The following is a 26,144-nucleotide window of genomic DNA, read 5'->3' on the forward strand; positions in this document are numbered from 1 at the left end:
TGGCAACCGCTGATGCAACCGCGTCAGTCGACCATCCACGTATCTTTAGTCCCGCCTCCCTGCGACGAATTGACGACCAGCGAGCCCTCCTGCAACGCCACGCGCGTGAGACCGCCCGCGCACATCGTCACGCCCTTGCCGGACAGCACGAAGGGCCGCAGGTCGATATGGCGCGGCGCGATGCCCGTTTCGACAAAAGTCGGACACGCGGAAAGCGCCAGCGTGGGCTGCGCGATATAACCCGCGGGCCGCGCGATCAGGCGCTCGCGGAACGACTCGATTTCGGCTTTCGTCGAAGCCGGTCCCACCAGCATTCCGTAACCGCCCGCGCCGTGCACTTCCTTCACCACCAGCTCCGGCAGATGCGCGAGCGTGTAGGCCAGATCGTCGGGCTTGCGGCACTGGAACGTGGGCACGTTGTTGAGGATCGGCTTCTCGCCGAGGTAGAACTCGATCATTTCCGGCACGTACGGGTAGATCGATTTGTCGTCGGCGATGCCGGTGCCCATGGCGTTCGCGAGCGCCACACGTCCGGCGCGGTACGCGGTCAACAGACCCGGCACGCCGAGCGCCGAATCGTTGCGGAAAGCGAGCGGATCGAGAAAATCGTCGTCGACGCGGCGGTAGATCACATCCACGCGCTTCGGCCCCTGCGTGGTGCGCATGAACACGTAGTTGTCGTCGACGAACAGGTCTTTGCCTTCCACCAGCTCGACGCCCATCTGCTGTGCGAGGAACGTGTGCTCGAAATACGCGGAGTTGTACATGCCCGGCGTGAGCACCACCACGACCGGATCGTCGACGCCTTCAGGCGCCACCGAGCGCAGTGTGTCGAGCAGCAGATCGGGATAATGCGCGACCGGCGCAATGCGGTTCTGCACGAACAGTTCGGGGAACAACCGCATCATCATCTTGCGGTTTTCCAGCATATAGGACACGCCCGACGGCACCCGCAGGTTGTCTTCGAGCACGTAGAACTCGCCCTCGTCGCCCGCGCGCACCACGTCGACCCCGGCGATATGCGCGTAAACACCGAGCGGCACGTTGACGCCCTGCATTTCGGGCCGGTACTGCGCGTTGGTATAGACCTGTTCGGCCGGCACGATGCCGGCGCGCACGATGTTGCGATCGTGATAGACGTCGTGAATAAACAGATTGAGCGCCTGGACCCGCTGGCGCAAACCGGCCTCGAGCGTCTGCCATTCGCTGCGCGGAATGATGCGCGGAATCAGGTCGAAGGGAATCAGCCGCTCGGTGCCGGACAGATCGCCGTTCACCGCAAAGGTGATACCGACCCGGCGAAACAGCAGGTCGGCTTCCGCACGCTTGCGTGCGATCGCTTCGTTGCCCTGCTTCACCAGCCACCGCTCAAAGCGCGCGTAGTGTGGCCGCACGGCATCGTCATGATGACGCATCTCGTCATAGCATCGCATGTCACGCCCCGCTCTTGTTGTCGGATAGAAGGCGAATGCGCTGCGCATTCGGTGTTCGACAATCGTTCAAGCAAGCGCTATGCCATTGAGCTTTTCGCGCGCCAGACACGGTGCATGCACGCTAAAAGCGCATCCCGACCGGCATGCCTCGCTGCCATCGTACTGCGACGGCTCACGATGCGCTAGTACGGTGCATAAGGGACACCGTGGCGGGCGGCGGCGAATTCGCAAGCACAGCGGGCGCGCATAAAAAAATCCCCGCGGATTCGCATCCACGGGGATTCATACAACTTGCACTACGGATCGGCTCAAACGTTAAGCACGGTTAAAAGCGCACGGTCAAAAACCAACCGTTAAAAAAGCACGCTAAAAACCGCGCCGACGCATGAAACGCGATTAGCCTGCTGCAGCGTCTTTCAGCTTCTTCAGCGGACGTGCCTTGATGCGCACGCTAGCCGGCTTGGCCGGGAACCAACGCTCTTCGCCCGAGAACGGGTCTTTGCCGAAGCGCTTCTTCTTCGCCGGCACAGCTTGCACGACGATCTTCAGAAGACCCGACAGCGTGAATTCGCCAGCGCCCTTCTTGTGCACGGCGCCGAGGATCGTGTCTTCGAGCGCGGCCAGAACAGCCTTGGCTGCCTTCGGTTCCACAGCAGCGCGTTCAGCGACGTGTGCAGCCAGCGAGGCCTTCGTGAAGGTGTCCTTGATCGGCGACGGAGCGCTGGAAGCCTTCACGGCGACCTTCTTAGCTGCGACGGCTTTCTTCGCAGGGACTTTCTTTGCAGCAACCTTCTTGGTCGGTACCGGGGCAGCAGCCTTCTTGGCCACCTTTTTTGCGGAAGTCGGCATGTTTCTCCTACCTGTAGTGGTCAGTGAATTGCACGAAGCGCACACGGTATGTGCACGCTTCAACGCCGGATTCTACAAGCGCTAATACGATTTGCGCGAATCTTTTGTGTATAACAGCGAAGGTTTGTTGCGCGGCGCAGACTGCGCAATGCATTTTGAGGCTTGTTTTAGCGGGTAAACCTGTGTCCGCGCGCGACGGCCACGCTCGCAACACAGACACGTAACGGGCGTTACAAGTCATTTCAGTGCGTAAATAGAGGCACTTTCAGCGCCGGACGATGATCGCCGACGGTCCGCTGCGGTTGCCCGTCGCCGATGGATAGCGACTCGATAACTCACTCGTCACTCGCCGAAGTGCCCGCGATGCCCGTTCACGCGACAGAAAAAACACGCCCCCTGCAGCGAAAATCTCTGCATGGGGCGTCCAGGATGACTCCGCGACAGACAATCGCGGGCCGTTTCAATGCGCGATCATGGTCGGCTGACGTGCTTCAGATCGTGCTCGGTCTCCTTCACGTGAGCCCAGTACTCGTCCTCGTCGCGTGCCATGCCGAGCTCGCCGTTGCGATAGGCAATCGCCAGCGCCAGATTGGCCTCGGGTAACTCCGCATTGGCCGCGCGCGTCAGCCATTGCAGTGCAAGCGCGTCGTCGTGCGGCAGCGTGGCGCCGAAGCGATACTCGTTGGCGAGCTGGAATTGCGCGAGCGGCAGCCCGGCTTGCGCCGCCTGCTCCAGCCAGCGAATCGCCAGTTGAGGATTCCGCGCGACGCCATAGCCGTTGCGATAAAGCGCCGACAGATCGTAAGCCGCCTGCGCATCACGCGACGCGGCTACGCTCAGCCAGCGGCGGCTTTGCACATAATCCGGCGCGATGCCGGGCAGCCCGCGCAGCAGCAGATGTCCGAGCGTGCCTTGCGCGGCCGGCACGCCGTCGAGCGCAAGTCGGCGATACAACTCGACGCCTTCGCGCCGCTCGTCGAGTTGTGCCGAACTCACCAGCACGTCGGCCAATGCCTCGCGCGCCGCCACATTGCCGAATGCCGCGGCAATGCGCAGCCGCCACACTGGCCAGGCAGCGTGCGTCGCGGTCCCCTGCATCTGCCAATCGTCGATCTGCACATTGGAAACCTGCGTGCCCACGACCGTGGCGAGGGTTCCGCCAGCGATCGCGACAGCCACGCCAAGCGTCGCCGCCGCGACCGCCGGTCTCAAAGAGAAACGCGCCATCATTGGTTCAGGTTCACTGCGTAGACTCCGAGACCCTTGCCGGTGCCGTCGTCGGCCTGAAGCTGGGTGACGTTGGTGATGCCGTAGGTCTGCGCAAGCGGCGTCAGATTCGGCGGCGCCTTGAAAGTCACCTGCCCGGCCGTCGCCACCTTCGTGAAGCGCCAGCTACGATCGCTGCCGTTGTTCGCCACCTTGATGGACTGCAGCTTCTTGATGTACGCAATCAGGACGTCGCGGTTCGCATCCGGCGAGGCATAAATCGTCTTGCTGCCGTCCAGCCCCGGAAAACTGCCGCCGCCGCTCGCGCGATAGTTGTTGGTCGCGACGATGAACTGCTGCGTATCCGAGATCGCCGCGCCCTGATATTTCAGGTTGCGGATCCGGCTGCCCACGGCCTGCGTTACGTCGATTTCGTAGCTGAAATCCTTCGACGTGATCATGTCGAAGTTATAGCCCGGATAGGTACTGACGAGTGCCTGCGCCGCCGTGTTGGCCGGATCGATCTTGTTGAAACGCTTCGCCGCGGTTTCGAGCCAGGCCTTCAGATCGGCGCCCGTCACCTTCACCGCGTAAATCGTGTTCGGGTAGAGGTAGAGGTCGGCGGCATTGTTGATCGCGACATTGCCCTGCGCGACGTCGGTGAAATCGCTGCCGCCGCCAAAACCGCTCTTGAACGGCGCGCTCACCGACAAAACCGGGATGCCCGCATACTGCGGCAGATTCGCGTTGACGTAATCCTGCACGTACGCCGCCTGCGCCTGATTGACGATCTCGATGGCCGAGACGTCGCCCACGTCGGCGAAGTAGCTGGTCATGCGGAAATCGGTCGTGCCGATCGGCGTTTTCACATAGTTGATGGTCGCGCTGTGTTCGGCCGCGATCGCCTGCGAGATCGTCGGATCGACCGCCACGTAGCTGTTATCCGCGTTCTGGATCGAGCGTGCTTCCGCCGTGCTCGAACTGCGGTCCACCGTCCACGTGCCGTTCGCATAGTTCAGCGCGAGCTTGATTACGCCAAGATGCTTGCCCCAGAAATTCGCCATGACGGTCGGCACGCCGTTCACGGTGCCCTTCACCTTGTCCACGCCCGGCAGATTGAATTGCGAAACCGTGCTGTTCCTGTCGGGGAACACCTGGTGGGAGTGGCCGATCAGCATCGCGTCGATGCCGGGCACCTTCGAAAGATAGTAGCTGCCGTTCTCCATCGACGGCGAATAGGTCGAATTGTCGAGCCCGCCGTGCGACATCCCGACGATGATCTGCGCGCCCTTCGCCTTCATTTCCGGCACGTACTTCGAGGCGCTTTCCACCAGCCCTTGCGTATAGACGTTGCCGTCGAGCCAGCGTTTGTCCCACGCCATGATCGCGGGCGGCGTGAAGCCGATAACCCCGATCTTCACCGGCGCGCTGACGGTCTTGCCGTCGGGCGTCGTGGCGGTCAGCGTGCGCTCAAGGATGGTGTACGGCTTGAAAATCGGCTGCTGCGATTTCGCGCCGAGCACGTTGGAGAGCACCAGCGGAAAGTTCGGTCCCGCGCAGGCCGGTTGCGATGCGACCGGGCTCATGTTCGGCACGTCGAACGCGCTGCCGGTCACCTGGGCGAGGAACGGCAGGCCGTAGTTGAATTCGTGGTTGCCGATCGTGCCCGCGTCGTACTTCAGCAGGTTCATCACCTTGTAGACGCCGAGCGTGGTCTTGCAGTCGATCGGTGCGACCTGCGCCTGATAGTCGGCGAGCGCCGTGCCCTGAATCGTATCGCCGTCGTCGAGCAACAGCGTGTTCGGGAATTCCTTGCGCGCCGCCGCGATCAGCGTCGCCGTGCGCTCCAGACCGAGCGACTTGTCTTCGGCCAGCTTGTAATAGTCGTAGCTGAGGATATTGGTGTGGATGTCGGTGGTTTCCAGCAGCGCGAGCGTCGCCTTGGTGCCGCTCGCCACCTGCGGCTGGGATTGCGCCGTGTCAACGTCGCTGCTGCATGCCGTGATGCCGATCGCGCTCACCGCACCTAAGGCGCCCAGGGCGCCGGCCATGCGCAACGCACGCATCCTCTTTGCTTCCATAAACGTCAGTCGCATCCCTACTATCCTCCGGTTGTTGTCTTATCGCGCTGCTCCATCCGGGAGCGGCGTTGCATTACAAACAATTACAGAAGCGCAAGGTTACGGCTGCTTTATGACAATGATTTGTATGGCTTCAGATAGGTTTAAGTAATATTTGCGTGAGCTTAGGGTCATCAGCGCGCAAGGCGCGGCAGGATGCCGGCAAGCTTGCCGAGCGCCGCGTCGATATGCTCGACAGCGATGTTGCCGTAGCCGAACAGCACGCTCGGCTGCGGCTTCACGCGCAGATGGAAGGCGGCAAGTCCATACACACCGATCGACGCTTCACGCGCCGCACTCACGAGTCTTTCTTCGCTCAACGGCGCCTTTAGCCGCGCCGTCATATGAATTCCCGCACTCGGCACGATCGGCTCGAACCACGGCGCGAGATCGCCTCGCAGATGCTCGAGCAGCATCGCGCGGCGGGCCGCATAAGTCTTGTGCATGCGCCGCAGATGCTTGGCGAAATCGCCGTTCAGCATGAAGCGCGCAAGCGCGATTTGCGTAAGTGCGCAGCCGTGACAATCGGCGATCTGGCGAGCCTTCAGAAGCGGCCCGTAAAGCGACGCGGGCGGCACCACGTAACCCACGCGCAGCTCCGGGAAAATCGTTTTCGAGAACGTGCCCACATACGCGACGAGACCCGCGCGGTCGAGACTTTTCAGCGGCTCCATCGCCCGGCCTTCGAAGCGGTACTCGCAGTCGTAGTCGTCCTCGATGATCACGGCGCCGCGTTCCTGCGCCCATTCGAGCAGCTCGATGCGCCGCTCCAGGCTCATCGGCATACCGAGCGGGAATTGATGCGAGGGCGTCACATAGACCACCCGCGCCTTGTCCGGCAGCTTGCGTACGATCAGGCCTTCGCTATCCACCGGCACCGGCACCACGCGTGCGCCCGCGGCCGTGAAGCACGCCTGCACCGGCGGATAGCCGGGGTCTTCGAGCGCCGCGATTTCGCCGGGCCGCAACGTGATGCGCGCGATCAGATCGAGTGCGTGCTGCGCGCCTTGCGTGACGATCACGTCGTCCCAGTTGCTCGTGACCGCGCGGTTGAACGCCAGGTAGCGCGAGATCGCGAGGCGCAGTTCCTGCTCGCCGGCCACTTCGCGATATGAACCCGGACTGCGCGCCTGCACACGCAACGCGTGGTTCACGCAACGGCGCCAGACATCGAAGGGGAACAGCGACTTGTCGGTCGCGCCGCCGACGAAATCGTGCGGCGACGCCACCGTGGGCATCGGCAACGAAAAGGTCTCGGGCATCTGCTCCCACAGCGGCTGCGCACGCGCCGCGGTTTTCTGTTTCGCCTTCGCGCGCTCGCGCGCCGACTCGGCAGCCAGCGCATGCGACGAGCGCTGCACCGGCAGACGTTCCAGTCCATCGGCGACGAACGTGCCGGAACCGGCGCGGGCGTTCAGATAGCCTTCAGAAAGGAGCCGTTCGAATACGTCGAGCGTGGTCTTGCGCGACACGCCCAGTTGCGTGGCGAGATCGCGCGTGGACGGCAGGCGCGTGCCGCCGGCGAGCCGCCCTTCGAGTATGCCGGCACGCAATTGCCGGTAGATCTGTCCAGACAGATCGTGACGCCCTTCTACCGCGATATGGATCTCCATCCAGTGGTTACCTCAAATATCCGGGAAATGGTTATTCCGAAATACCAATGCCGACCGTAAGCTTACCTCCGTCACCGCCTTCGGAGCGGACATTTACGATAAGGAACAGCTCATGCAATCTCGTCTCGACTTCTACAAGGCCAGCCCGAGCGGCACTCGCGCGATGATCGCGCTCGAAGAAACCGTCGGCAAAAGCACGATCGACAAATCGCTCGCGGAACTGGTGCGGATTCGCGCGTCGCAGTTGAACGGCTGCGCGTTCTGCCTCGATATGCACGTGGCCGACGCTCGCAAGCACGGTGAAACCGAGCGGCGTCTGGCAACCATCGCAGCGTGGCGCGAAGCGCCGTTCTTCACCGAGCGCGAACGCGCCGCGCTCGAGTGGACCGAGTCGGTCACACTGATCGCTCAAACGCGGGTACCGGATGAAGTGTGGGAAGCGGTGAAGCCGCATTTCACCGAGCAGGAGATTAGCGACCTGACCTTGCTGATCATTGCGATCAACGGCTGGAACCGGATTGCGGTTTCATTCCGCAAATTGCCGGAGTAAACGTCGGAGTTGATCGAGCGTGACGAGTGGAAAGTGGAAAGTGGAAAGTGGAAAGCGGCAGCGTGGCGCCGCTCTCCGACGCGGCAGCGGCTTACTCCGCCACCGCGTCCCGCAACGCCGCCTCTCGCCGCGCATTTTCACGCGTTTCGTCGCCACAACGCTGATGCTCACGCGAAAGCTTGCGCATCAGCGGCAACAGCAGCACGGCAATCAGCGCACCCACTGCCGCGAGCCAGCCGAGGCCCGTAAACAGCTTGATGTACAACGGCAGCGATTCGAGCGGGTCCATGTCGCCCTTCGGCATCTGCGCGAAATTCGCCACCACGCTGCCCAGGTATTGCGACACACCGGTTGCCACGAAGTAAGCGCCCATCATGAAACCGCTCATCCGCACCGGCACGTAGCGCGCGATCATGGCGAGACCCAGCCCGCTCACCAGCAATTCGCCGAGCGAGTACAAGCCGTAGCCGCCGACCATGAACCACGACGACACCCGTCCATTCACCGCGTAGCTGCCGCTCGCCGCATACACGAAGAAACCGGCCGCCACCACCGCGAAGCCGCATGCGTATTTGACGGCCACCGGCACGTCTTTGCCGTTCTTCGCGAGCTTCGTATAAAGCAGCGCGAGCACCGGGCTCAGCAGCATGATCCAGATCGGATTGAGCGCCTGGAATTGCGCGGCGCTCCATGTGAACAGCGTCTCGCCGAACAGGACGAAGCGCGGATCGACGTTGCGCAGCGCGAACAGCGTGAGCGAGGTCGACATCTGCACGTAGAACACGAAAAACAGGATCACCTGCGCGGTCAGGACCAGCGCGGCGATCAGACCCGAGCGCTCCGAGCGCTCGCACTTCATCAGCATATAGCCGAAGATCGCCAGAATCGCGACGCCCGCCGTGTACACGCAAGCCACCGCAATCGCCTTGTGCTGCAGCACGAACATCGTGGCCGTGCCGAGCAGGACACCGCCCAGCGCGACCGCGCCGACGCGTTTCCAGCGGATCGGTTCGGCGTCCGGCGCGGAGCCGATATGCGCGAGCGTGCGGAACATGATGAAGTAGTTCAGCACCGATAGCAGCATGCCCGCGCAGCAGACCGCGAAGGCCGTGTGCCAGCCCCAATGGTCCTTGATCCACGGCGTCGCGAGCATCGAGAACGTGGAGCCGATGTTGACCGCCATGTAGTAGATCGTAAATGCACTGTCGATGCGCGCGTCGTCGCCTTCATAGATGCGGCGCACGAGATTCGCGGCGTTCGCCTTGAAAAGCCCATTACCCACCACGATCACGCCAAGCGACGCGTACATGTAGTTCAATTGCTCGTTGGGCAGCGCCAGCATGAAATAACCGGCCGCCAGCACGACCGCGCCGAAGATCATCGTGCGGCGCGCGCCGAGAATCTTGTCGCCGATCCAGCCGCCGATCGACGGCGATGCGTACACCAGCGCTGTGAACGCGCCCCATGTGAGGGTGGCGTGGCTGTCGATGAAGTTCAGCTTGTCGATCATGAACAGGACCAGCAGCGCGGCCATCCCGTAGTAACCAAAGCGCTCCCACATCTCGATCAGAAAGACCGTCGAAAACGAACGGGTCTGCGAGACCGGTGCGCGCTCCGCGGGGTTGGACGAATTCATCATGTACCTCTTGTACTTACGGTTGCGACGGCGCATGGACTGGCCATGCGGCGCGAAAAACGGATTCTGGAAAACGTTCAGCCGGCCGGACGCCGAGCGCTACGCGCATTGGCATACGCGTGCGCAATCAGTGGCGCGTTCATCTACACGTTCGTCTGGAAACTGAGCGGTGCGCTCATTTGCAGACTGACTGCAAAGCGAGACGCCAAAACCAGCAGAAAAACCAGGGGATGGGATAGAGGCCCGCCACGCGGTGCGCCCCGATGGAACACCTGTGCCCCGCAGGAAGTCCTTTTGGGGGTTTAGGGGGCGCTGCGCCACATTGGGCACTGGCTCCGGCAGGCGGAACGGGCTCAATGATAAAGCATCGCGGAACATGGGGCTCCGGCGGCCGGCGAACCAGCGGCAGCATGACGGCGGCCGCGTCTGGCGGCGAACGCTACGCTCGCGGCGGGAAAAATCGGCAATGATAGTCAAGTCCTCATGCCAGCCGGCGTTCGGATAGAACGTGCTGGACAATGCTCCGTTGCGCAGGATCGCTGCACGTGGAATGAAAAACAGCGGCCGGCATCGCGTCTGATACAAAGACGCGCCCTCGACCGCCAGGCGGCCAGATTCTGCAAATAGAAACACGATTCGTCACTCAGGGAATTCACTAGTGCCACGCCAATTACCGGTTCTTACAAGCAGTCCGCTACATTACGAAGTCCTATCTGCCTGAAAATAGGCTTTGATGTCATGCCTTTAACTAGCCGGGTACTCAACCTGCATCAATGCGCAACCATGCGCGTACCTTGTGCATGCCGCAATCTTTACCGCCTGCGCTGCCCGTTTCTCGCCGAATTGCAGTCAAAACGGCTGAGGCGAATTTCAGTTCTGGCAACATAGAGCGCTGTCTCGAAAACGCGGCCCCTTGCATGACCGGGTGCTGAACAGCCCGCCCACCCGGCTTGAGCCGCAATCAAACCATATTTACTTATATCAAACAAATTTTGACGGGCTAATTTCCTCCTGCTATGGTCACGACAATTCAAAAGAACAACCCGGCACTCGAACTTGGGAGCAAGATCCGCGCGCTGCGGCAACGGCTGAAGCGCACCCTGGATGAAACGGCAACAGCGGCGGGGATTTCCAAACCGTTTCTGTCGCAAGTCGAACGCGGTCTGGCATCGCCGTCCATCACATCGCTGGCCGGCATTGCCCACGCGCTCGGGGTAACGGTGCAGTATTTCGTCGACACACCAAGCGAAGAACGCTCGGTGTGCCGCGGCGATCAGTTGAAGTTTTTCGGTTTCGCGGACTCGGCCAATCTGTTTGCACGGTTGACCAACCTGACGGGGGGCCGTCAGCTCGAAGCGATCCTCGTGAGGATGCCGCCCGGGCAGAAGCGCTCCGAAGTCACCACGCACGCCGGGGAAGAATTTATGTATGTGATCAGCGGCGAAGTATCGCTGACGCTGGAAGGCAAGACGTTCGTGCTGCACGCGGGAGACAGCGCGCATTACGAATCGACGGTGCCGCATAGCTGGGCGAATACCGCGCGTATCGAGACGGTGGTCGTCTGGGTGGGTACACCAAGACTGTTTTAAAAAGCAGGCACCTTCTCCGGTTGATCCGGTCGGGGCCTGCCTGCATTACTAAACGTAAGGAATCCTGTATGTCCCGCAACCAGCACGAGCAACAAGGGCCGCCCCGGTCCGGGTACCACGGATAACCGGGCGCCCCGGCGCCGGCGCGTTCTTCCCCCGACCTTTCCTGCGATCTCAACCGATGAAAAACCCGTTCGTCCATAAAGCGGCGCTGGCCGCGCTCGTCCTTGCGTTTCAGTCCTCCGCTTTCGCCGTCACGGTGCCCGCCGGCGTCACACTCGCGGCCAGCCAGGAGATGACCCGCCAGGTGCCGACCGAAACCGAATCGCTCGACCCCGCGCATATTGAATCGTGGACCGGCAATACGATCGGACTCGACCTGTTTGAAGGCCTGACGCGCATGGATGCGAGCGGCGCGATCGTGCCGGGCGTCGCCGAATCGTGGTCGCGCACCGGGCCGACTACGTGGGTGTTCAAGCTGCGCCACGATGCGCGCTGGAGTAACGGCCAGCCGGTCACGGCAGCAGACTTCGTCTACTCGTGGCAACGCGTGCTCGATCCGAAGACGGGTTCCAAATACACCGTGCTGGTCGAATTCGTGAGGAACGCGAAGGCAATTCTCGCCGGCAAGGCGCCGCTCACGAGCCTCGGCGTGCGCGCCGTCGATCCTTATACGCTCGAAGTCACGACCGAAGTGCCCGCTGCCTTCTTTCCGCAGTTGACCGCCATGTCGACGATGGTCCCGGTCAATCGCGCGGTGATTACGAAGTTCGGCGGCGACTGGACGCGTCCCGGCAACTTTGTCGGCAATGGTCCGTATACGCTGACCGACTGGCAACCGAGCAACCGTTTGGTGGCCAGCAAGAGCCCCACGTACTGGAACGCCGCCAAGGTGGTGATCACGAAAGTGACCTACCTGCCGATCGAAAACGACGAAACGGCAATGCGCATGTATCAGGCCGGCCAGTTCGATTACACGTACTCGATTCCGTCGGGCATCTTTGCGCAGGTGAGCAAGCAGTTCGGCTCCGAACTGAAACCCGGGCTGCAGATCGCCACGTACTACTACAGCCTGAACAACGCCGACCCGGACTTCAAGGACAAGCGCGTGCGCCAGGCGCTGGCGATGGTGCTGGACCGCGACCTGCTGACCAAACGTCTGACAGCCGACGGCGAAATACCGCTCTACGGTCTGGTCGCCAAGGGCACCGAAGGCTCGGCCGTGTTTACACCCGACTGGGCGAGCTGGCCAATGGCCAAACGCGTCGACTACGCGCGCAACCTGCTGAAGGCGGCCGGCTATTCGGATGCGAAGCCGCTCAGCTTCACACTCACCTACAACACCAACGACCTGCACAAGAAGGTCGCGCTGTTCGCCACCTCGGAATGGCGCACCAAGCTCGGCGTCACCGCCAGGCTCGAAAACGTCGAGTACAAGGTGCTGCTCAAGCAACGCCACGACGGCAAGGTGCAGGCCTCGCGCGACGGCTGGTTCGTCGACTACAACGACGCCAACTCGTTCTTCGATCTGATCCGCTGCAATAGCGTGCAGAACGATCAACACTACTGCAACCCGCAAGTCGACAAACTGATCGACGAGGGCAACCAGCAGCTCGACGACGCGAAGCGCACCGCGCTGCTCACGCAGGCGCACGATCTGGCGATGAACGACTACCCCGTGGTATCGCTCTTCCAGTATTCGGCCGACCGCCTCGTCAAACCGTATGTGGGCGGCTACAAGTCGACCAACTACCTCGACCAGCGCGCGACGCAAGACATGTATCTGATCAAGCACTGAGCGCGGGAGGACTGTCATGCTGGCCTATACGCTGCGCCGCACGCTCTGGGCGATTCCGACGATTCTCGCCGTGATCACCGCGTGCTATCTGCTGCTGCACCTCACCCCGGGCGGCCCGTTCGACACCGAGAAGCACCTGTCGGCGGCCGTGCTCGCGAACCTCAACGCCAAATATCACCTCGACGAACCGCTGTGGCTGCAGTACCTCCACTACCTCGGCTCGCTGCTGCACGGCGACCTCGGTCCGTCGTTCCGCTACGCCGACTGGTCAGTCAACGATCTGGTGTGGAAGGCCTTACCAGTGAGTCTCGGCGTGGGCGGCGTATCGGTACCGATCGCGATCGTGATCGGCGTCACGCTCGGCACGCTGGCCGCCGTGCGGCGCGATCGTTTCATCGATCACCTGGTGATGGTGCTCGGCAATATCGGCAACGTGGTGCCGCCGTTCGTGCTGGGTCCGGTGCTGGTGTGGATCTTCGCCATCCTGCTGAAGACCTCCGAGGGGCAAGGCTGGCTGCCGGCCGGCGGCTGGGGTGAAGGCGAATGGCGCTACCGCGTGCTGCCGATCGTCCTGCTCACCATCATCAACGTCGCCGCAATCGCTCGCGTGATGCGCGGCAGCATGATCGAAGTGCTGTCGGGCAACTTTATCCGCACCGCGCGCGCCAAGGGGCTGCCGGGACGCACGATTGTGTTGCGCCACGCGCTGAAGCCCGCGCTGATGCCGGTGGTGTCGCTGCTTGGTTCGATCTGCATCTCGTCGATTACGGCGGCGGTCGTCACCGAGTCGGTGTTCGCGCTGCCCGGCCTTGGTCAACTGGTCGTCAACGGCGCGATCAACCGCGACTACACCCTCGTGCTCGGCCTCGTCGTGCTGACCACCGCGGTCGCTGTCCTGTTCAATCTGCTGGTCGATCTGGCGTATGCCTGGCTCGATCCGCGCATCCGGTACTGATCCATGCCCCGCTCAATTCAATCGACTGCCGCGGCGCTCGATCCGCTCGCGGCCATTGCCCGAGCGCCGCGTTCGCGCGGACCGCTCGCCACCGCCGCGCTGCGCTTCGCGCGCAATCGCGCGGCGTTTTCCGGCTTCCTCATCCTGCTGCTGATCGTGATTGCCTGCGTGGCCGGTCCGTGGTTCCTGCCGAACAATCCGATCGACAGCGACTGGAGCGCGATCAGCCTCGCCCCCACGCTGCAGAACATGCACTGGTTCGGCACCGACGAACTCGGCCGCGATCTGCTCGCGCGCACGCTGCAAGGCGGGCGCGTCTCGCTCGAAGTGGGCCTGCTCGGCACGCTGGTGTCGGGGTTGATCGGCGTGGCGTATGGCGCCACCGCCGGCTATCTGGGCGGCCGCGTCGACGCGGTGATGATGCGTATCGTCGACATGATGTATGCGATCCCCTACATGCTGATCGCGATCCTGATGATGACGATGTTCGGCCGCGCGTTCTATCTGGTCGTGCTGACGATCAGCGCGTTCTCGTGGCTCGACATGGCGCGCGTGGTGCGCGGCCAGACGCTGTCGCTACGCTCGCGCGAATTTATCGACGCCGCCCGCGCCATCGGTGTGAGTTCGCGTTCGATCATCGCGCGCCATATCGTGCCGAATCTGCTTGGCGTGGTGGTGGTCTACGCTAGCGTGACCGTGCCCAACATCGTGCTGACCGAATCCGTGCTGTCGTTTCTCGGCCTCGGCGTGCAGGAGCCCATGACGAGCTGGGGCGTGCTGATCCAGGACGGCGCGCAGAAGCTCGAATCGATGCCGTGGCTGCTGCTGTGCCCGGCGGTGATGCTGTGCGTCACCTTGTATTGCGTGAATTTCGTCGGCGACGGTCTGCGCGACGCATTCGATCCGAAGGACCGCTGACATGGCGCTACTCGAAGTCAAAGACCTGAGCGTGCGCTTTACGCGCCGCGAAGGCGCACCCGTCGACGCGGTGCAACGCGTGTCGTTTTCGCTCGAAGCGGGCCGCACGCTGGGTATCGTCGGCGAATCGGGCTCGGGCAAAAGCCAGACCGTGATGGCGCTGCTCGGCCTGCTGGCCGGCAACGGCAAGGTCTCGGGCGCGGCGACCTATCGCGGCGAAAACCTGCTGACGATGAGCGAAGCCGAGTTGAATAAAATTCGCGGCGACCGCATCGGCATGATCTTTCAGGATCCGATGACCTCGCTCAACCCGTTCCTGACGATCGAACGGCAGATGACCGAGACGCTGCAACTGCATCGCGGGATGTCGCGCCGCGAAGCACGCCGCCGTGCGATCGAAACGCTTGAAACAGTGCGTATTCCCGATGCCGCGCGGCGTATCGACATGTATCCGCACGAGTTTTCCGGCGGCATGCGGCAACGCGTGATGATCGCCATGGCCCTGCTCTCCGAGCCGGAAGTCCTGATCGCCGACGAGCCGACCACCGCGCTCGACGTCACCGTGCAGGCGCAGATCATCGAATTGCTGCGCGAACTGAATCGCGAACGCGGCACCGCGATCATTCTGATCACGCACGACATGGGCGTGGTGGCCGGCTTGTGCGACGACGTGATGGTGATGTATGCCGGCCAGACCGTCGAACAGGCGAATGCCGCCACGCTATTCGCCGCGCCCACGCATCCTTACACCATCGGCCTGCTGAACGCGCTGCCGCGTCTCACCGACGACGATGACCGTCCGCTGCAAACCATTCCCGGCAACCCGCCGTTGCCCGGTGAAGTCGGCGAAGGTTGCGCATTCGCGCCGCGCTGCACGTATTGCAGCGACCGGTGCCGCGAATCGCGGCCCGCGCTCACGGCGTCGCCAATAGCCGCCGGCGCGCTGCGCGCCTGCCACCGGCCGGTGCGGGACATCATCGAGGTCCAGCACGTATGAATCCTACTTCCATGGCAAAGCAGGCTCAGGATCAGGCAACGCTGTTGTCGGTCGACAATCTCAAGGTGCAATTCGGCGTGCCGCGCGGCGGCTTTCCGTGGTCCGGCAAGGCCATGCTGCGCGCGGTGGACGGCGTGTCGTTCAGCGTGCGACGCGGCGAAACCGTGGGTCTCGTCGGCGAATCGGGTTGTGGCAAATCTACCCTCGCCCGCGCCATCATCGGCCTCACGCCGGTGGCGAGCGGCAGCGTGCGCTGGCTCGACAAGGAAACCGTGCTGCCGGGCGCAGGCCGCGATACGTCGCGTCTGCGCCGCGATGTGCAGATGATTTTCCAGGACCCGCTCGCCTCGCTCGATCCGCGCATGACGATCGAACAGATCGTCGCCGAACCCTTGCTCACGCATGGCCAGGACGTTGCCCGCGCCGACGTGCAACGGCGCGTGCTGACCATGCTCGAACGCGTCGGCCTCAACGCGCAGCATCTGCGCCGCTATCCGCATGAGTTTTCCGGCGGTCAGTGTCAGCGTGTGGGCATTGCGCGGGCGTTGATCGGCGAGCCGCAACTGGTGATCTGCGACGAGCCGGTGTCGGCGCTCGATGTCTCGATCCAGGCGCAGATCGTCAACCTGTTGCGCGATCTGCAGCGCGAGCTGTCGCTCTCGCTGCTGTTCGTCGCGCACGATCTCGCGGTCGTCAAGGCCATCAGCCACCGCGTGCTGGTGATGTATCTCGGCCGTGTGATGGAGTTCGGCGACAAGCGCGACGTCTATGGCGCGCCGCGCCATCCGTATACGCGCGCGTTGCTGTCGGCGGTACCGGTGCCCGATCCGGTGGTTGAACGCGCCCGCCGTCATCTGCTGCTACGCGGCGAGATTGCGTCGCCGCTCAGTCCCCCTTCAGGTTGCGCGTTTCGCACGCGCTGCCCGGATGCGATCGAGGCCTGCGCGAGCGAGATTCCACAGCCTGTCACGCACGGCGCGAGCGCGACACGCGTCGCGTGCATTCGCGTGAACGACGCCCCGCAAAACGTCCCTCGGGGAACTCGCTAAAGAAGTTACCCCGGCAGTTCAAAAACGCATTCCCCGGCGCGGCGCCTCGTCGCGCCGTTGGATTCGCCCATGCCCCCATCGAGCCAGGCCGCAAGCAAAGGCCATCCGCTGCCGATGTCATCTGAAGCGTGCTGAGACGCTCGCCCCGCGAACACAGGTGGGAAACGATTGGGAAACGTTCGCCATTTACCGTGCAAGGCAGCTCGGCGAGCAGGGACACAGGTTGCCGCAACGCAACCTGACCCGCAATCGAGTAGCAGACGCCCCCCATCAAGCGACGAGGCAGACCCTACCCCTATGGACGCAAAAGACTTCCGAAATGATCCTCATGGATTCATGCAAGACAACGTTGTGATCGTCAACCTCAGCTCGAGCGATGTGAAAAGCTTCAGTTACGACGCATCCACCAGGTCGGTTGTACGTCCAGGAAAGGACTTCCTCATCGAGGCAACGGTTCGGCCAATCGCCAACGCGACTGTGGCCGGTTGCACAGGCGAAGTCTTCTCCCTCCGGAAGGCCGACAGTTCAGTCCCGGATGACGAAAAGCGCAAAATCTATTTCGTTCCCTACGCTCAGAACTCGCTGTGCGGCACGATCCTGAGCCGGCAGGCGCGATGGGTGTTTACCGCCACCATGGATGGCTGTTCGTTCGGCGTTGGATCGCAACCCGGCGATGGGACGGCCATGGTCGTGCACGCCAATGCCGGGGCCTCGGGAGGTCCAGGAGGAGGACGGGAACAGCAGGTCAAGATGCAGGCGCGCTTGCTGGAATCGACGTTCGGCACGCAGGGGCACACACTGGACAGCGTGGTCGATCCCTCCTCGTACATGGTGGATGCAGGAGGAACGCCGACAACGGGCACTGACCGCATACGCTCGACGACGTTCGGCCATAGGGTTCACGGAAGATGGGTTTTCTACACGTTGCGCTATCGCGTGAGCGGCAGCGGACTGGCGCCACACTACGTTCATGAAGGGGTCCACGCGCAATAGTACCGGCGCAATCGGAATGGCTCCGCGCGCGAGTTATCGCCTCTGCGCTACCGTTCCCGCGCCCCTATCCAGCAATACGCTCGGTGGTCATGGCGCGCGATAAGCCATGCATCGGCCGGCGCAGCGCAACATCGAACGGATTGGTCTGCGGGCCGATCGCCTCTGCCTGACGGCGCAGCAACTCGACCACCATCGGCAGGCGATCGTCGCCGAGACGCGCGGCCAGGGTGCCGACGCTCAACGCCGCCACTGCCACGCCGGTACGGTCCAGAATCGGCACCGCCACACCCGCCATGCCGTCGAGCACCCCGCTATTGCGGCCCGCGTAACCCAGTTGACGCACGCGTTCGATCTCGGTGCGCAAATACACTTCGTCAAGCACGCCATAGCCACGAATGCGCGGCACGTTAAAACGAATGATCTCTTCTCGCTCCGCTTCCGGCAGGAACGCGAGAATCGCCAGACTCCCCTGACCGACACCCAATGCCACGCGCCCGCCGATATCGCCGGTAAAAGAGCGAATCGGAAACGGGCCTTCGCAGATGTCGAGACACACCGCGTCAAAACTGCTTTTGACCAGCAGAAAGATCGTGTCGCCGAGACTCGCGCACAAGCGCAGCAACGCCGGACGGCACAGCGTGCGCATGCCGCTCGGATTGCCCGCCTGCGCGGCGAGCGCGAAGAAATCGACGCTCAGCCGGTACAGCTTCGAATTTTCGTCCTGTTCGACGATGCCCTCGGCAATCAGCGCATGAAGTATGCGATGCACCGTGCCTTGCGTCATGCCCACCGCCTTCGCGAGACGCGTGACGCGGCCACCGTCGGGTTGCGCCTCGGATAACGCGCGAATCACCGCAAAGGCACGCTCCAGCATGCCGGGGCCCGGCGCGTTGCCCGTTTCAGCCAGTGCGGAATCGGCATCTCGTTTGGCGGCAGCATTCATCTCCAGCGCTCCGAATTATTTCATTGACCGGAACACTATAGAGGGTTTTATTCCTGAATGGAATCTCCCCGGCGCGCCCGCTCCATTCGATCCTCGTCTTTATTCATAGGGATTTTCCGGACATCACGCAGTGGAACAGTTGAAGGCGGTTCCATTAAATACATTCCATACAACGGAATTTTTTTCAATCTTATATCGGCAAACGGAATTTGAAATTGACGTCATGTAATTTGGCTGGATAGAGTCGGCTCCATCGAGGCAGTAGCCAATTGAACCGGTGTCGATCCATCCAAAGGCCAGATCATGTCGTTCCTCACACTCACGGACGTCGCGAAATCGTTCGGCGAACTACAGGCAGTCGCCGACGTGAACCTGTCGGTTGAAAAAGGCGAGTTCGTTTCGTTGCTCGGGCCGTCCGGCTGCGGCAAGACCACCACCTTGCAGATGATCGCGGGCTTTGTGGAAACGACGCGCGGGCGCATCACGCTCGACGGCCGCGACATCACGCACATGAAACCGAACCGGCGCGGCCTCGGCATCGTGTTCCAGAGCTATGCGCTGTTTCCGCATATGAGCGTCGCGGACAACGTCGGCTTCGGACTCGAAATGCGCAATGTCGACAAGGCCGAGCGCAAGGAACGCGTGCGCGAAGCACTGGCGCTCGTGCGGCTCGATACGCTCGCGCACCGCTTTCCGCGCGAACTGTCCGGCGGTCAGCGGCAGCGCGTGGCGATTGCCCGTGCGATCGTGATCGCGCCGCCCGTTCTGCTGCTCGACGAACCGATGTCGAATCTCGACGCCAAGCTGCGCGAAGACATGCAGTTCGAACTGCGCGCCATCCAGCGCAAGATCGGCACGACCACCATCATGGTCACGCACGACCAGTCGGAAGCGCTGTCGATCAGCGACCGCGTGGTGGTGATGGAAGCCGGCCGCATTACGCAGATCGACACGCCGTACGAAGCCTACGAACGCCCGGAGAACAGATTCGTCTCGCAGTTCATCGGCAAGGCGAACATGCTGGCCGGCAAAGTCGTGGCGTGCGACGGCGACTCGATCCGCATCGACCTCGGCCACGATCTCGCCGAAACCGGCCGCACCGCGCAACTGCCTCTGCGCGAGCGTGCAATCGGCGTCGGCGACGCAATCACGCTGTGCATTCGTCCGGAGAAATTGCGCCTGTGCGCGCCGAACACCGGACGCTTGAGCGCCACCGTGACGAGCCGCTTCTTCCTCGGCAGCCAATGGCTGTATCGGGTGGATAGCCGGCTTGGCGAAGTGCTGGTGTGCTGCCAGAACGAAGGTACCGAGCCGCTGCCGGAAGGCGCGACGGTCGGGGTCGACTGGAACAGCGAGGCGATCCGCTTCATTCAACGGGATGCGCATCATGGCTAGCACGCTGCCCGCCTCGAAGAACAACAGCATGAAGACCGGGGATGCACGCCGCGCGCCGTGGCACGCCTTCCTGCCGTTGTGGCTGATGTGCGCGCCGGCGTTCCTGCTGTTTGTGGCGCTCGTGCTGGTGCCGCTGTTGATGACCCTGGTACTGACCTTCTACCGCTTCGATCCGTCGAGCGGTCCGATCGCCGCATTCCAGTTCGGCAACTACGCGGAAGTACTGAAATCCTCGTATTTCCACACGATCTTCCTGCGCACGTTCGGCATCGCCTTTCTGACCACCCTGCTGTGCATCGTGATCGGCACACCCGAAGCCTATGTGCTGTCACGCATGCGCGATCCGTATCGCTCGATGTTCCTGCTGATCATTCTCGCGCCGTTGCTGGTCTCGGTCGTGGTGCGCGCGTTTGGCTGGAGCATGCTGCTCAACAGCGGCGGCCTCGTGAATCAGGCATTCGCACTGGTCGGGCTGGGTCCGTACAAGCTCGAATACACCACCTTCGCGATTGTCATTGCGCTGGTGCACGTGATGCTGCCGTTCATGGTGATTCCTGTGTGGACCGCGTTGCAGAAGCTCGATCCGCAAACGGAAAATGCCGCGCTGTCGCTGATGGCATCGCCCGCCACGACCTTGCGCCGCATCGTGTTGCCGCAACTCACGCCGGGCATTCTGTCGGGCAGCCTGATGGTGTTTGGCCTCTCGGCAAGCGCGTTCGCGATTCCCGGCCTGCTCGGCGGACGGCGTCTGAAGGTTGCCGCCACCGCGGTCTATGACGAATTCCTCGGCTCGCTGAACTGGCCGCTCGGCGCCACTATCGCGCTCCTGCTGCTGGGCGCGAATCTGATCGTGATGCTCACTTACTACCGGGTTCTGGAACGCAAGTACGCCAGAAGCCTGGGCTGAAACGCGCGAGATCATCATGAGAAAAAACGGCCCCATTGCGCTGATTTTCCACACGCTGGTGATTGCGTTCGTGCTCGCACCGCTCGTGATCGTGGTGCTGGTCGCCTTCACCCCCGACGAAACGCTCACGCTGCCCACGCACGGTTTCTCGCTGCGCTGGTTCCGCGCCATCCTCGACTACCCGGATTTCATCTCGGCGTTCTTCAACAGTCTGAAGCTGGCATTCGCCTCGGCGACGCTTTCGCTGATCGTCGCGTTGCCCGCGGCGCTCGCGATCGGCCGCGCCCGCTTTCCGGGCCGTGCTTTCCTGAACGGCCTGCTGTTGTCGCCGCTGGTGATACCCGGCCTCGTGCTCGGCATCGCGCTGCTGCGCTTCTTCGCGTTGATCGGCGCGACCGGCTCGTTCGCGTGGCTCGTGCTCGCGCACATGATCATCATCACGCCGTTCGTGATGCGGCTCGTACTGGCCTCGGTCAGCGGTCTGGACCGCAGCGTCGAACATGCCGCGCATTCGCTCGGCGCCGACGCGTGGACCACCTTCCGCCGCGTCACCTTCCCGATGATTCTGCCAGGCATTACCGGTGGCTGGCTGCTCGCGTTCATCAACAGTTTCGATGAACTGACCATGTCGATCTTCGTCACCTCGCCGCAAACCGTCACGCTGCCGGTGCGCATGTACATGTACGCGACCGAATCGATCGATCCGATGATGGCCTCCGTCTCCGCGCTGGTGATCTTCATCACCGCCGGTGCGATGCTGCTGCTCGATCGCGTCTATGGGCTCAACCGGATTCTGATCGGCCAGCACTGATGTCTTCTACCGCTCTCTCACCCATGCCGTCGAATTTGCCGTCTTCCGAACCTGCCGTGCCAAAGCGCGATGCGCAATTCGTTCGCGTCGCGGAGACGCAGCGCGAAGCGCTCAGCTTTTTTATCGACGGTCACGAAGTCACCGCCTTGCAAGGCGACACATTGCTGACCGCCGTGCTGATGCACCAGCGCCGTGTGCGCGAAAGCGAATTCAGCGGCGCACCGCGCGCCGGCTTCTGCCTGATCGGCGCTTGCCAGGACTGCTGGATGCGCACTGAACAAGGGATGCGTTTGCGCGCGTGCTCGACGCCGGTGACGCAAGGCCTGCGGGTTATCACGCGGCTCGCCGCAACGGCTTGCGCGACGGCATCGGCTGCACCAGCTACATCGGCAGCGGCCGCGAACGGAGACCCGCAATGAGCGACGATCCCCGCGTGGTTATCGTCGGCGCTGGACCGGCAGGCGTGCGCGCCGCCGAAACCCTGGTTGCCGCCGGCATCAAGCCGATCGTGCTCGATGAAAATGCCCGTTGGGGCGGCCAGATCTATCGTCAGCCTCCGGCGAACGGCGCGTTCCAGCGCTCGAAAAAAACGCTGTACGGCTTTGAAGCGCGCAAAGCCGACGCGCTGCATACGACGATGGCAGCGCTTCTTCCGCACCTCGACTATCGCCCCGACACGCTGGCCTGGGCTTGTGAAGCGGGCCGGCTCGATACGCTGCATGCGGGACGGGAAATCAGCGTGCCGTTTTCGCATCTGATCATCGCCAGCGGCGCCACCGATCGCGTATTGCCGGTACCGGGCTGGACCCTTCCCGGGGTCTACACGCTGGGCGCGGCGCAAGTCGCCCTGAAGGCGCAGGGCTGCGCGATCGGACAGCGCGTGGTGCTTGCCGGCACCGGACCGCTGCTCTATCTGGTCGCCTATCAGTACGTGAAAGCCGGCGCACAAGTGGTCGCCGTGCTCGACACGAGCCCGCTGTCGCAGCAGGTTGCCGCGACGCCGAAGCTCGCACGGCAGCCCGCTACGTTCGCCAAAGGACTTTATTACGTCGCCTGGCTGAAACTGCGCGGCGTGCGGATCGAACGCGACGTCAGCCTCATCGGGATTCGCGGTGAACACGGTGTGAGCGCCATTGAATGGCGTGCCTCAAGCGGCCACCCGACGGCCGAAATCATGCCGTGCGATGCCGTCGGCATCAGTTTCGGCCTGAAGCCTGAAACCCAACTCGCCGATCTCGCCGGATGCCGCTTCCGTTTCGATACGCACAATCGTTGCTGGCTGCCCGAACTCGACCCTGCCGGCCGCAGCACCGTGCGCGGCATCTATCTGGCGGGCGACGGTGCGGGCATTGCCGGTGCCGATGCGGCTGAACTCGCCGGCCGCCGCACGGCGCTGGCGCTGCTCGACGATCTCGGCATCGCCCATCCACGTGGCCAGGGCATGCATAGCGCGGCCGCCCTCGAGCGCAGCCTGCAACGTATCGCGGTGTTTCGCCAGGGCATCGAAGCCGCGTTTGCCCTACCCACGCAATGCGCGGCGCAATGGCCCGACGACATGGCCGTATGCCGCTGCGAAGAAATCGATGCGGGCACGTTGCGGCGCTGCATCCGCGGTGACGAAGCGAACGAGATCAATCGCCTGAAAGCGCTCACGCGAGTCGGCATGGGCCGCTGCCAGGGGCGCATGTGCGGCGAGGCGGCCTTGACGCTGCTGGCGCAGGAAACCGGCAAACCGCTTGACGCCGTGGGCCGCTTGCGCAGCCAGCCCCCGGTCAAACCGATTCCGCTCTCGCCTGCCCTGTATGCCGAGGGCGTCGTCGACATTCCGGAGGAGGCGCGCGATGAGTGAGTCCTTGCACTACGACGTCGCGATCGCGGGCGGTGGCCTGGTCGGCTCATCGGCGGCGCTGGCGCTGGCGCGGCGCGGTCTGCGCGTGGGCCTGTTCGAGCGGCGTTATTGCGGCGCGCAGGCAAGCGGCGTGAACTACGGTGGCGTGCGCGTCCAGGGACGGTCGGCCGAACAGATGCCGCTCGCCATGCGGGCGCGGCGCATCTGGAATCGTTTGCCGGAACTGATCGGCATCGACGGCGAATTCACCGTGTCGGGACATTTGCGGCTGGCGCGCAGCGAAGCCGATCTTGCCGCGCTCGAAGCCTGGGCGGAGATGGCGCGCGGCCACGGACTGCAGGCGCAGTTGATCAGCGGCACCGCCTTCCGGCAACGCTATCCATGGCTGGGCGCTGTGGCGATCGGCGGCTCGCTGTGTGCGACCGACGGTCATGCCAATCCGCGCCTGGTGTCGCCGGCATTCGCACGCGCGGCACGAGCCGCTGGCGCGGACGTGCGCGAGCAAACCGAACTGACCGAAATCAGTCATGACGGCACGCGCTTCCAGTTACGCGCAGGCGATATGCGTATTAGCGCCGACTGGCTCATCAATTCCGCCGGCGCATGGGCGAATACGGTGGCCGGCTATTTCGGCGAAACCGCGCCGATGAAACCGATCTACCCGAACATGTGGGTCACCGAACCGCTGCCGCTTTTCATCACGCACAACCTCGGCGTGTACGGCGGCGGCATCTACGCACGGCAGGTGGCGCGCGGCAATTGCGTGATCGGCGGCGGCCGCGGACACGGCGACGGCGAATACGGTCAACCGTCGACGGAAACGACCCGCGCCGTGATGCGCGACGCGTGCGCCCTGCTGCCCGGACTGCGCGAGGCGCTGCTGATCCGCACATGGAGCGGCGTGGAAGGCGAAACGCCCGACGGCAATCCGATCATCGGAGCAAGCCGCACAGTACCGCGTCTGTTGCATGCGTTCGGTTTTTCGGGCGGTGGATTTTTGCTGGCGCCAGGGGTCGGCGAAATCCTCGCGGATCTCGTGATCGACGGCGCCACGGCCACTCCGCTCGACGCTTTTTCGATCGATCGCTTCACGGCTGTTGCTGCGTCGTCCGTCGCCTAGTTACTGCGTGGTTTGTTGCCCGGTCATCGCCCCGTTATCGTTTAGTGAAACTCAGGAGCCTCACAATGAAACTGTTGAAGACGATCGCGGCGCTCGCCGCACTGTGCGCATTCAGTGCCGCTGCGCCGGCATGGTCGGAGACCAAAACGATCTACATCGGCATGAACGGCGGTCCGATGGAGAAGGCTTATACGAGCCAGGTCCTGCCCGACTTCGAGAAAGCCAACAATGTCAAAGTGGTGGTGGTGCCCGGCACTTCGTCGGACATTCTCGCCAAGCTGCTTGCCAACAAGGCCAATCCGCAGATCCATGTGGTGTTTCTCGACGACGGCGTGATGGCACGCGCCGTCAGCATGGGCGTGTGCAAGAAGCTCGACGACTCGCCGGTGCTCAAGGAGCTCTACCCGTTCGCGCGTATGAAGGACGACATGGGCGCGGGCGTGCAACTCGGTATGACCGGCATCGCGTACAACAAGAAGCTGTTCGCTGAAAAAGGCTGGGCGCCGCCGACTTCGTGGATGGACTTTGCCGATCCGAAGTACAAGGGCAAAGTGGTATTCCAGTCCGCTTCGAGCAGCACCTTCGGCTTGCACGGCTTCCTCGCGATCAACCGTTTGATGGGCGGCAGCGAGCAGAACGTCGAACCGGGCTTCACGAAATGGGCGAGCACCGTCGGCCCGAACGTCGTGGAGTACGTGCCGAACTCGGCGAAAATTTCCGAAATGGTCCAGACCGGCGAAGCGGGCCTGTTCCCGTTGACGCCGACTGCCGTCAGCGATCTGCAGGACAAGGGCATTCCGGTCGGCTATGTGAATCCCAAGGAAGGACCGGTGTTGCTGCTGGTCGACCTGTGCGTGGTCAACAACAACCCCGATCCGCAACTGGCGCAGAAACTCGCGCAGTTCCTGCTATCCGCGCCGGCTCAGACAAAAGCCGCCGAGGCCGGCAAGCAGATTCCGACCAACCGCCTCGCGAAGATGACGCCGCCGATGCAGCAAAGCCTCGGCAGCGTCGACGACCTGGTGAAGAAAGTGACCGTGGTGGATTGGGACACGATCAATGCGCACCGCGCGCAGTGGGATACGCGCTGGAACAGGCAGATCGAGCGTTAATCAGAAGATCACCGAAATCGCCACGCCCAGCCAGATCGACAGAACGCCCGCAAGAAACATGTGCCGTGCAATACGGATGCGGGCGTCGCTGGTTTCCGGTTCGACCGGGCTGGTCGCGACCCACGGCACAAGGCCGAGACAGCCGAAGCCGATCATCGCGAACAGGAACACGAAGACGTCGGACGTTTGCCATTTCGTCTGATCGTACAGGCCCCAGTAGCCGAGAAAAACAATGCCGATCGAGAAGATCGTCGCCGAAGCGGCACTGAGCGCGGGTACGGATCCAGTTGGACTCGGCATG

At 62.9% G+C, this 26,144-nt stretch carries 23 protein-coding genes; 15 read left to right on the forward strand and 8 right to left on the reverse strand.

Features of this window, described 5'->3' with window-relative positions; all coding sequences use genetic code 11:
• Window positions 1-23: 23 nt before the first annotated feature.
• The 5 genes from HWX91_RS10535 to pdxR form a co-directional block, all read right to left on the reverse strand.
• A complete protein-coding gene (locus HWX91_RS10535; RefSeq protein ID WP_028198338.1) occupies window positions 24-1,433 on the reverse strand; it encodes a circularly permuted type 2 ATP-grasp protein in 1,410 nt (469 codons plus the stop codon).
• A 396-nt stretch (window positions 1,434-1,829) separates the two neighbouring features.
• Window positions 1,830-2,282 (reverse strand): HU family DNA-binding protein, encoded by a 453-nt coding sequence (locus tag HWX91_RS10540; RefSeq protein WP_028198339.1) that lies wholly within the window; start codon window positions 2,280-2,282, stop codon window positions 1,830-1,832.
• A 471-nt stretch (window positions 2,283-2,753) separates the two neighbouring features.
• The gene (locus HWX91_RS10545; protein WP_081833180.1) at window positions 2,754-3,512 is read right to left on the reverse strand and encodes a tetratricopeptide repeat protein; all 759 of its coding nucleotides are present in this window, start codon (window positions 3,510-3,512) and stop codon (window positions 2,754-2,756) included.
• Window positions 3,509-5,554 carry a bifunctional 2',3'-cyclic-nucleotide 2'-phosphodiesterase/3'-nucleotidase gene (locus tag HWX91_RS10550; RefSeq protein WP_102857543.1) on the reverse strand — a complete coding sequence of 682 codons (2,046 nt, stop codon included), beginning with the start codon at window positions 5,552-5,554 and terminating at the stop codon, window positions 3,509-3,511. The genes HWX91_RS10545 and HWX91_RS10550 overlap by 4 nt, the downstream gene beginning before the upstream one ends.
• Window positions 5,555-5,742: 188 nt before the next feature.
• The gene (gene pdxR, locus HWX91_RS10555) at window positions 5,743-7,221 is read right to left on the reverse strand and encodes a MocR-like pyridoxine biosynthesis transcription factor PdxR (RefSeq protein ID WP_028198341.1); all 1,479 of its coding nucleotides are present in this window, start codon (window positions 7,219-7,221) and stop codon (window positions 5,743-5,745) included.
• Between the two features lie 112 nt (window positions 7,222-7,333).
• Here pdxR and HWX91_RS10560 point away from each other — a divergent pair, with 112 nt between their 5' ends.
• The gene (locus tag HWX91_RS10560; protein ID WP_028198342.1) at window positions 7,334-7,771 is read left to right on the forward strand and encodes a carboxymuconolactone decarboxylase family protein; all 438 of its coding nucleotides are present in this window, start codon (window positions 7,334-7,336) and stop codon (window positions 7,769-7,771) included.
• Between the two features lie 91 nt (window positions 7,772-7,862).
• Here the strand turns inward: HWX91_RS10560 and HWX91_RS10565 are convergent, their stop codons facing one another.
• Entirely contained in the window at window positions 7,863-9,407 is a 1,545-nt protein-coding gene (locus HWX91_RS10565) for a peptide MFS transporter (protein ID WP_028198343.1), read from the reverse strand.
• Window positions 9,408-10,423: 1,016 nt separating this feature from the next.
• Here HWX91_RS10565 and HWX91_RS10570 point away from each other — a divergent pair.
• From HWX91_RS10570 to HWX91_RS10600, 7 genes are all read left to right on the forward strand, one after another.
• Window positions 10,424-10,996 carry a cupin domain-containing protein gene (locus HWX91_RS10570; RefSeq protein ID WP_028198344.1) on the forward strand — a complete coding sequence of 191 codons (573 nt, stop codon included), beginning with the start codon at window positions 10,424-10,426 and terminating at the stop codon, window positions 10,994-10,996.
• A gap of 181 nt (window positions 10,997-11,177) precedes the next feature.
• Window positions 11,178-12,794 carry a peptide ABC transporter substrate-binding protein gene (locus tag HWX91_RS10575; protein WP_028198345.1) on the forward strand — a complete coding sequence of 539 codons (1,617 nt, stop codon included), beginning with the start codon at window positions 11,178-11,180 and terminating at the stop codon, window positions 12,792-12,794.
• Window positions 12,795-12,810: 16 nt separating this feature from the next.
• Window positions 12,811-13,749: an ABC transporter permease subunit gene (locus tag HWX91_RS10580; protein ID WP_028198346.1), complete on the forward strand. Its 939-nt coding sequence runs from the start codon at window positions 12,811-12,813 to the stop codon at window positions 13,747-13,749.
• A 3-nt stretch (window positions 13,750-13,752) separates the two neighbouring features.
• Window positions 13,753-14,667, forward strand: a complete 915-nt coding sequence (locus HWX91_RS10585; protein WP_028198347.1) for an ABC transporter permease — start codon at window positions 13,753-13,755, stop codon at window positions 14,665-14,667.
• A gap of 1 nt (window position 14,668) precedes the next feature.
• Window positions 14,669-15,664, forward strand: a complete 996-nt coding sequence (locus HWX91_RS10590) for an ABC transporter ATP-binding protein (RefSeq protein WP_028198348.1) — start codon at window positions 14,669-14,671, stop codon at window positions 15,662-15,664.
• Entirely contained in the window at window positions 15,661-16,713 is a 1,053-nt protein-coding gene (locus tag HWX91_RS10595; protein ID WP_028198349.1) for an ABC transporter ATP-binding protein, read from the forward strand. The genes HWX91_RS10590 and HWX91_RS10595 overlap by 4 nt, the downstream gene beginning before the upstream one ends.
• Window positions 16,714-17,010: 297 nt before the next feature.
• On the forward strand, window positions 17,011-17,706 hold the full coding sequence (locus HWX91_RS10600) for a hypothetical protein (protein ID WP_028198350.1): 696 nt from the start codon (window positions 17,011-17,013) through the stop codon (window positions 17,704-17,706).
• Between the two features lie 64 nt (window positions 17,707-17,770).
• On the opposite strand, the gene HWX91_RS10605 is transcribed toward HWX91_RS10600, so the two are convergent.
• The gene (locus HWX91_RS10605; protein ID WP_028198351.1) at window positions 17,771-18,649 is read right to left on the reverse strand and encodes an IclR family transcriptional regulator; all 879 of its coding nucleotides are present in this window, start codon (window positions 18,647-18,649) and stop codon (window positions 17,771-17,773) included.
• 303 nt (window positions 18,650-18,952) lie between these two features.
• Here HWX91_RS10605 and HWX91_RS10610 point away from each other — a divergent pair, with 303 nt between their 5' ends.
• The 7 genes from HWX91_RS10610 to HWX91_RS10640 all read left to right on the forward strand — a co-directional run bounded on the left by HWX91_RS10610 (window position 18,953) and on the right by HWX91_RS10640 (window position 25,843).
• A complete protein-coding gene (locus HWX91_RS10610; RefSeq protein WP_028198352.1) occupies window positions 18,953-20,044 on the forward strand; it encodes an ABC transporter ATP-binding protein in 1,092 nt (363 codons plus the stop codon).
• Entirely contained in the window at window positions 20,037-20,951 is a 915-nt protein-coding gene (locus HWX91_RS10615) for an ABC transporter permease (protein WP_028198353.1), read from the forward strand. Before HWX91_RS10610 ends, HWX91_RS10615 begins: the two co-directional genes overlap by 8 nt.
• A 16-nt stretch (window positions 20,952-20,967) precedes the next feature.
• Entirely contained in the window at window positions 20,968-21,762 is a 795-nt protein-coding gene (locus HWX91_RS10620; RefSeq protein WP_028198354.1) for an ABC transporter permease, read from the forward strand.
• 23 nt (window positions 21,763-21,785) lie between these two features.
• Complete coding sequence (locus HWX91_RS10625; protein WP_028198355.1) at window positions 21,786-22,181, forward strand: (2Fe-2S)-binding protein; 396 nt, start codon at window positions 21,786-21,788, stop codon at window positions 22,179-22,181.
• Window positions 22,178-23,611, forward strand: a complete 1,434-nt coding sequence (locus HWX91_RS10630; protein ID WP_028198356.1) for an FAD/NAD(P)-dependent oxidoreductase — start codon at window positions 22,178-22,180, stop codon at window positions 23,609-23,611. The genes HWX91_RS10625 and HWX91_RS10630 overlap by 4 nt, the downstream gene beginning before the upstream one ends.
• Window positions 23,604-24,731, forward strand: a complete 1,128-nt coding sequence (locus HWX91_RS10635) for an NAD(P)/FAD-dependent oxidoreductase (protein ID WP_028198357.1) — start codon at window positions 23,604-23,606, stop codon at window positions 24,729-24,731. Before HWX91_RS10630 ends, HWX91_RS10635 begins: the two co-directional genes overlap by 8 nt.
• Before the next feature lie 65 nt (window positions 24,732-24,796).
• Entirely contained in the window at window positions 24,797-25,843 is a 1,047-nt protein-coding gene (locus tag HWX91_RS10640; RefSeq protein WP_028198358.1) for an ABC transporter substrate-binding protein, read from the forward strand.
• Here HWX91_RS10640 and HWX91_RS10645 read toward each other — a convergent pair whose 3' ends face one another.
• Window positions 25,844-26,143: a hypothetical protein gene (locus HWX91_RS10645; protein WP_028198359.1), complete on the reverse strand. Its 300-nt coding sequence runs from the start codon at window positions 26,141-26,143 to the stop codon at window positions 25,844-25,846. It abuts the gene before it with no gap.
• Window position 26,144 lies beyond the last annotated feature (1 nt).

The organism is Paraburkholderia fungorum, assembly GCF_902833645.1.
Lineage (GTDB): Bacteria > Pseudomonadota > Gammaproteobacteria > Burkholderiales > Burkholderiaceae > Paraburkholderia > Paraburkholderia fungorum.

Excerpts from the sequence above, each read along its gene's own strand:
- HWX91_RS10535 (WP_028198338.1), bottom strand. The coding sequence starts at position 1,433 with ATGCGATGCTATGACGAGATGCGTCATCATGACGATGCCGTGCGGCCA.
- HWX91_RS10540 (WP_028198339.1), bottom strand. The coding sequence starts at position 2,282 with ATGCCGACTTCCGCAAAAAAGGTGGCCAAGAAGGCTGCTGCCCCGGTA.
- HWX91_RS10545 (WP_081833180.1), bottom strand. The coding sequence starts at position 3,512 with ATGATGGCGCGTTTCTCTTTGAGACCGGCGGTCGCGGCGGCGACGCTT.
- HWX91_RS10550 (WP_102857543.1), bottom strand. The coding sequence starts at position 5,554 with ATGCGTGCGTTGCGCATGGCCGGCGCCCTGGGCGCCTTAGGTGCGGTG.
- pdxR (WP_028198341.1), bottom strand. The coding sequence starts at position 7,221 with ATGGAGATCCATATCGCGGTAGAAGGGCGTCACGATCTGTCTGGACAG.
- HWX91_RS10560 (WP_028198342.1), top strand. The coding sequence starts at position 7,334 with ATGCAATCTCGTCTCGACTTCTACAAGGCCAGCCCGAGCGGCACTCGC.
- HWX91_RS10565 (WP_028198343.1), bottom strand. The coding sequence starts at position 9,407 with ATGAATTCGTCCAACCCCGCGGAGCGCGCACCGGTCTCGCAGACCCGT.
- HWX91_RS10570 (WP_028198344.1), top strand. The coding sequence starts at position 10,424 with ATGGTCACGACAATTCAAAAGAACAACCCGGCACTCGAACTTGGGAGC.
- HWX91_RS10575 (WP_028198345.1), top strand. The coding sequence starts at position 11,178 with ATGAAAAACCCGTTCGTCCATAAAGCGGCGCTGGCCGCGCTCGTCCTT.
- HWX91_RS10580 (WP_028198346.1), top strand. The coding sequence starts at position 12,811 with ATGCTGGCCTATACGCTGCGCCGCACGCTCTGGGCGATTCCGACGATT.
- HWX91_RS10585 (WP_028198347.1), top strand. The coding sequence starts at position 13,753 with ATGCCCCGCTCAATTCAATCGACTGCCGCGGCGCTCGATCCGCTCGCG.
- HWX91_RS10590 (WP_028198348.1), top strand. The coding sequence starts at position 14,669 with ATGGCGCTACTCGAAGTCAAAGACCTGAGCGTGCGCTTTACGCGCCGC.
- HWX91_RS10595 (WP_028198349.1), top strand. The coding sequence starts at position 15,661 with ATGAATCCTACTTCCATGGCAAAGCAGGCTCAGGATCAGGCAACGCTG.
- HWX91_RS10600 (WP_028198350.1), top strand. The coding sequence starts at position 17,011 with ATGGACGCAAAAGACTTCCGAAATGATCCTCATGGATTCATGCAAGAC.
- HWX91_RS10605 (WP_028198351.1), bottom strand. The coding sequence starts at position 18,649 with ATGAATGCTGCCGCCAAACGAGATGCCGATTCCGCACTGGCTGAAACG.
- HWX91_RS10610 (WP_028198352.1), top strand. The coding sequence starts at position 18,953 with ATGTCGTTCCTCACACTCACGGACGTCGCGAAATCGTTCGGCGAACTA.
- HWX91_RS10615 (WP_028198353.1), top strand. The coding sequence starts at position 20,037 with ATGGCTAGCACGCTGCCCGCCTCGAAGAACAACAGCATGAAGACCGGG.
- HWX91_RS10620 (WP_028198354.1), top strand. The coding sequence starts at position 20,968 with ATGAGAAAAAACGGCCCCATTGCGCTGATTTTCCACACGCTGGTGATT.
- HWX91_RS10625 (WP_028198355.1), top strand. The coding sequence starts at position 21,786 with ATGCCGTCGAATTTGCCGTCTTCCGAACCTGCCGTGCCAAAGCGCGAT.
- HWX91_RS10630 (WP_028198356.1), top strand. The coding sequence starts at position 22,178 with ATGAGCGACGATCCCCGCGTGGTTATCGTCGGCGCTGGACCGGCAGGC.
- HWX91_RS10635 (WP_028198357.1), top strand. The coding sequence starts at position 23,604 with ATGAGTGAGTCCTTGCACTACGACGTCGCGATCGCGGGCGGTGGCCTG.
- HWX91_RS10640 (WP_028198358.1), top strand. The coding sequence starts at position 24,797 with ATGAAACTGTTGAAGACGATCGCGGCGCTCGCCGCACTGTGCGCATTC.
- HWX91_RS10645 (WP_028198359.1), bottom strand. The coding sequence starts at position 26,143 with ATGCCGAGTCCAACTGGATCCGTACCCGCGCTCAGTGCCGCTTCGGCG.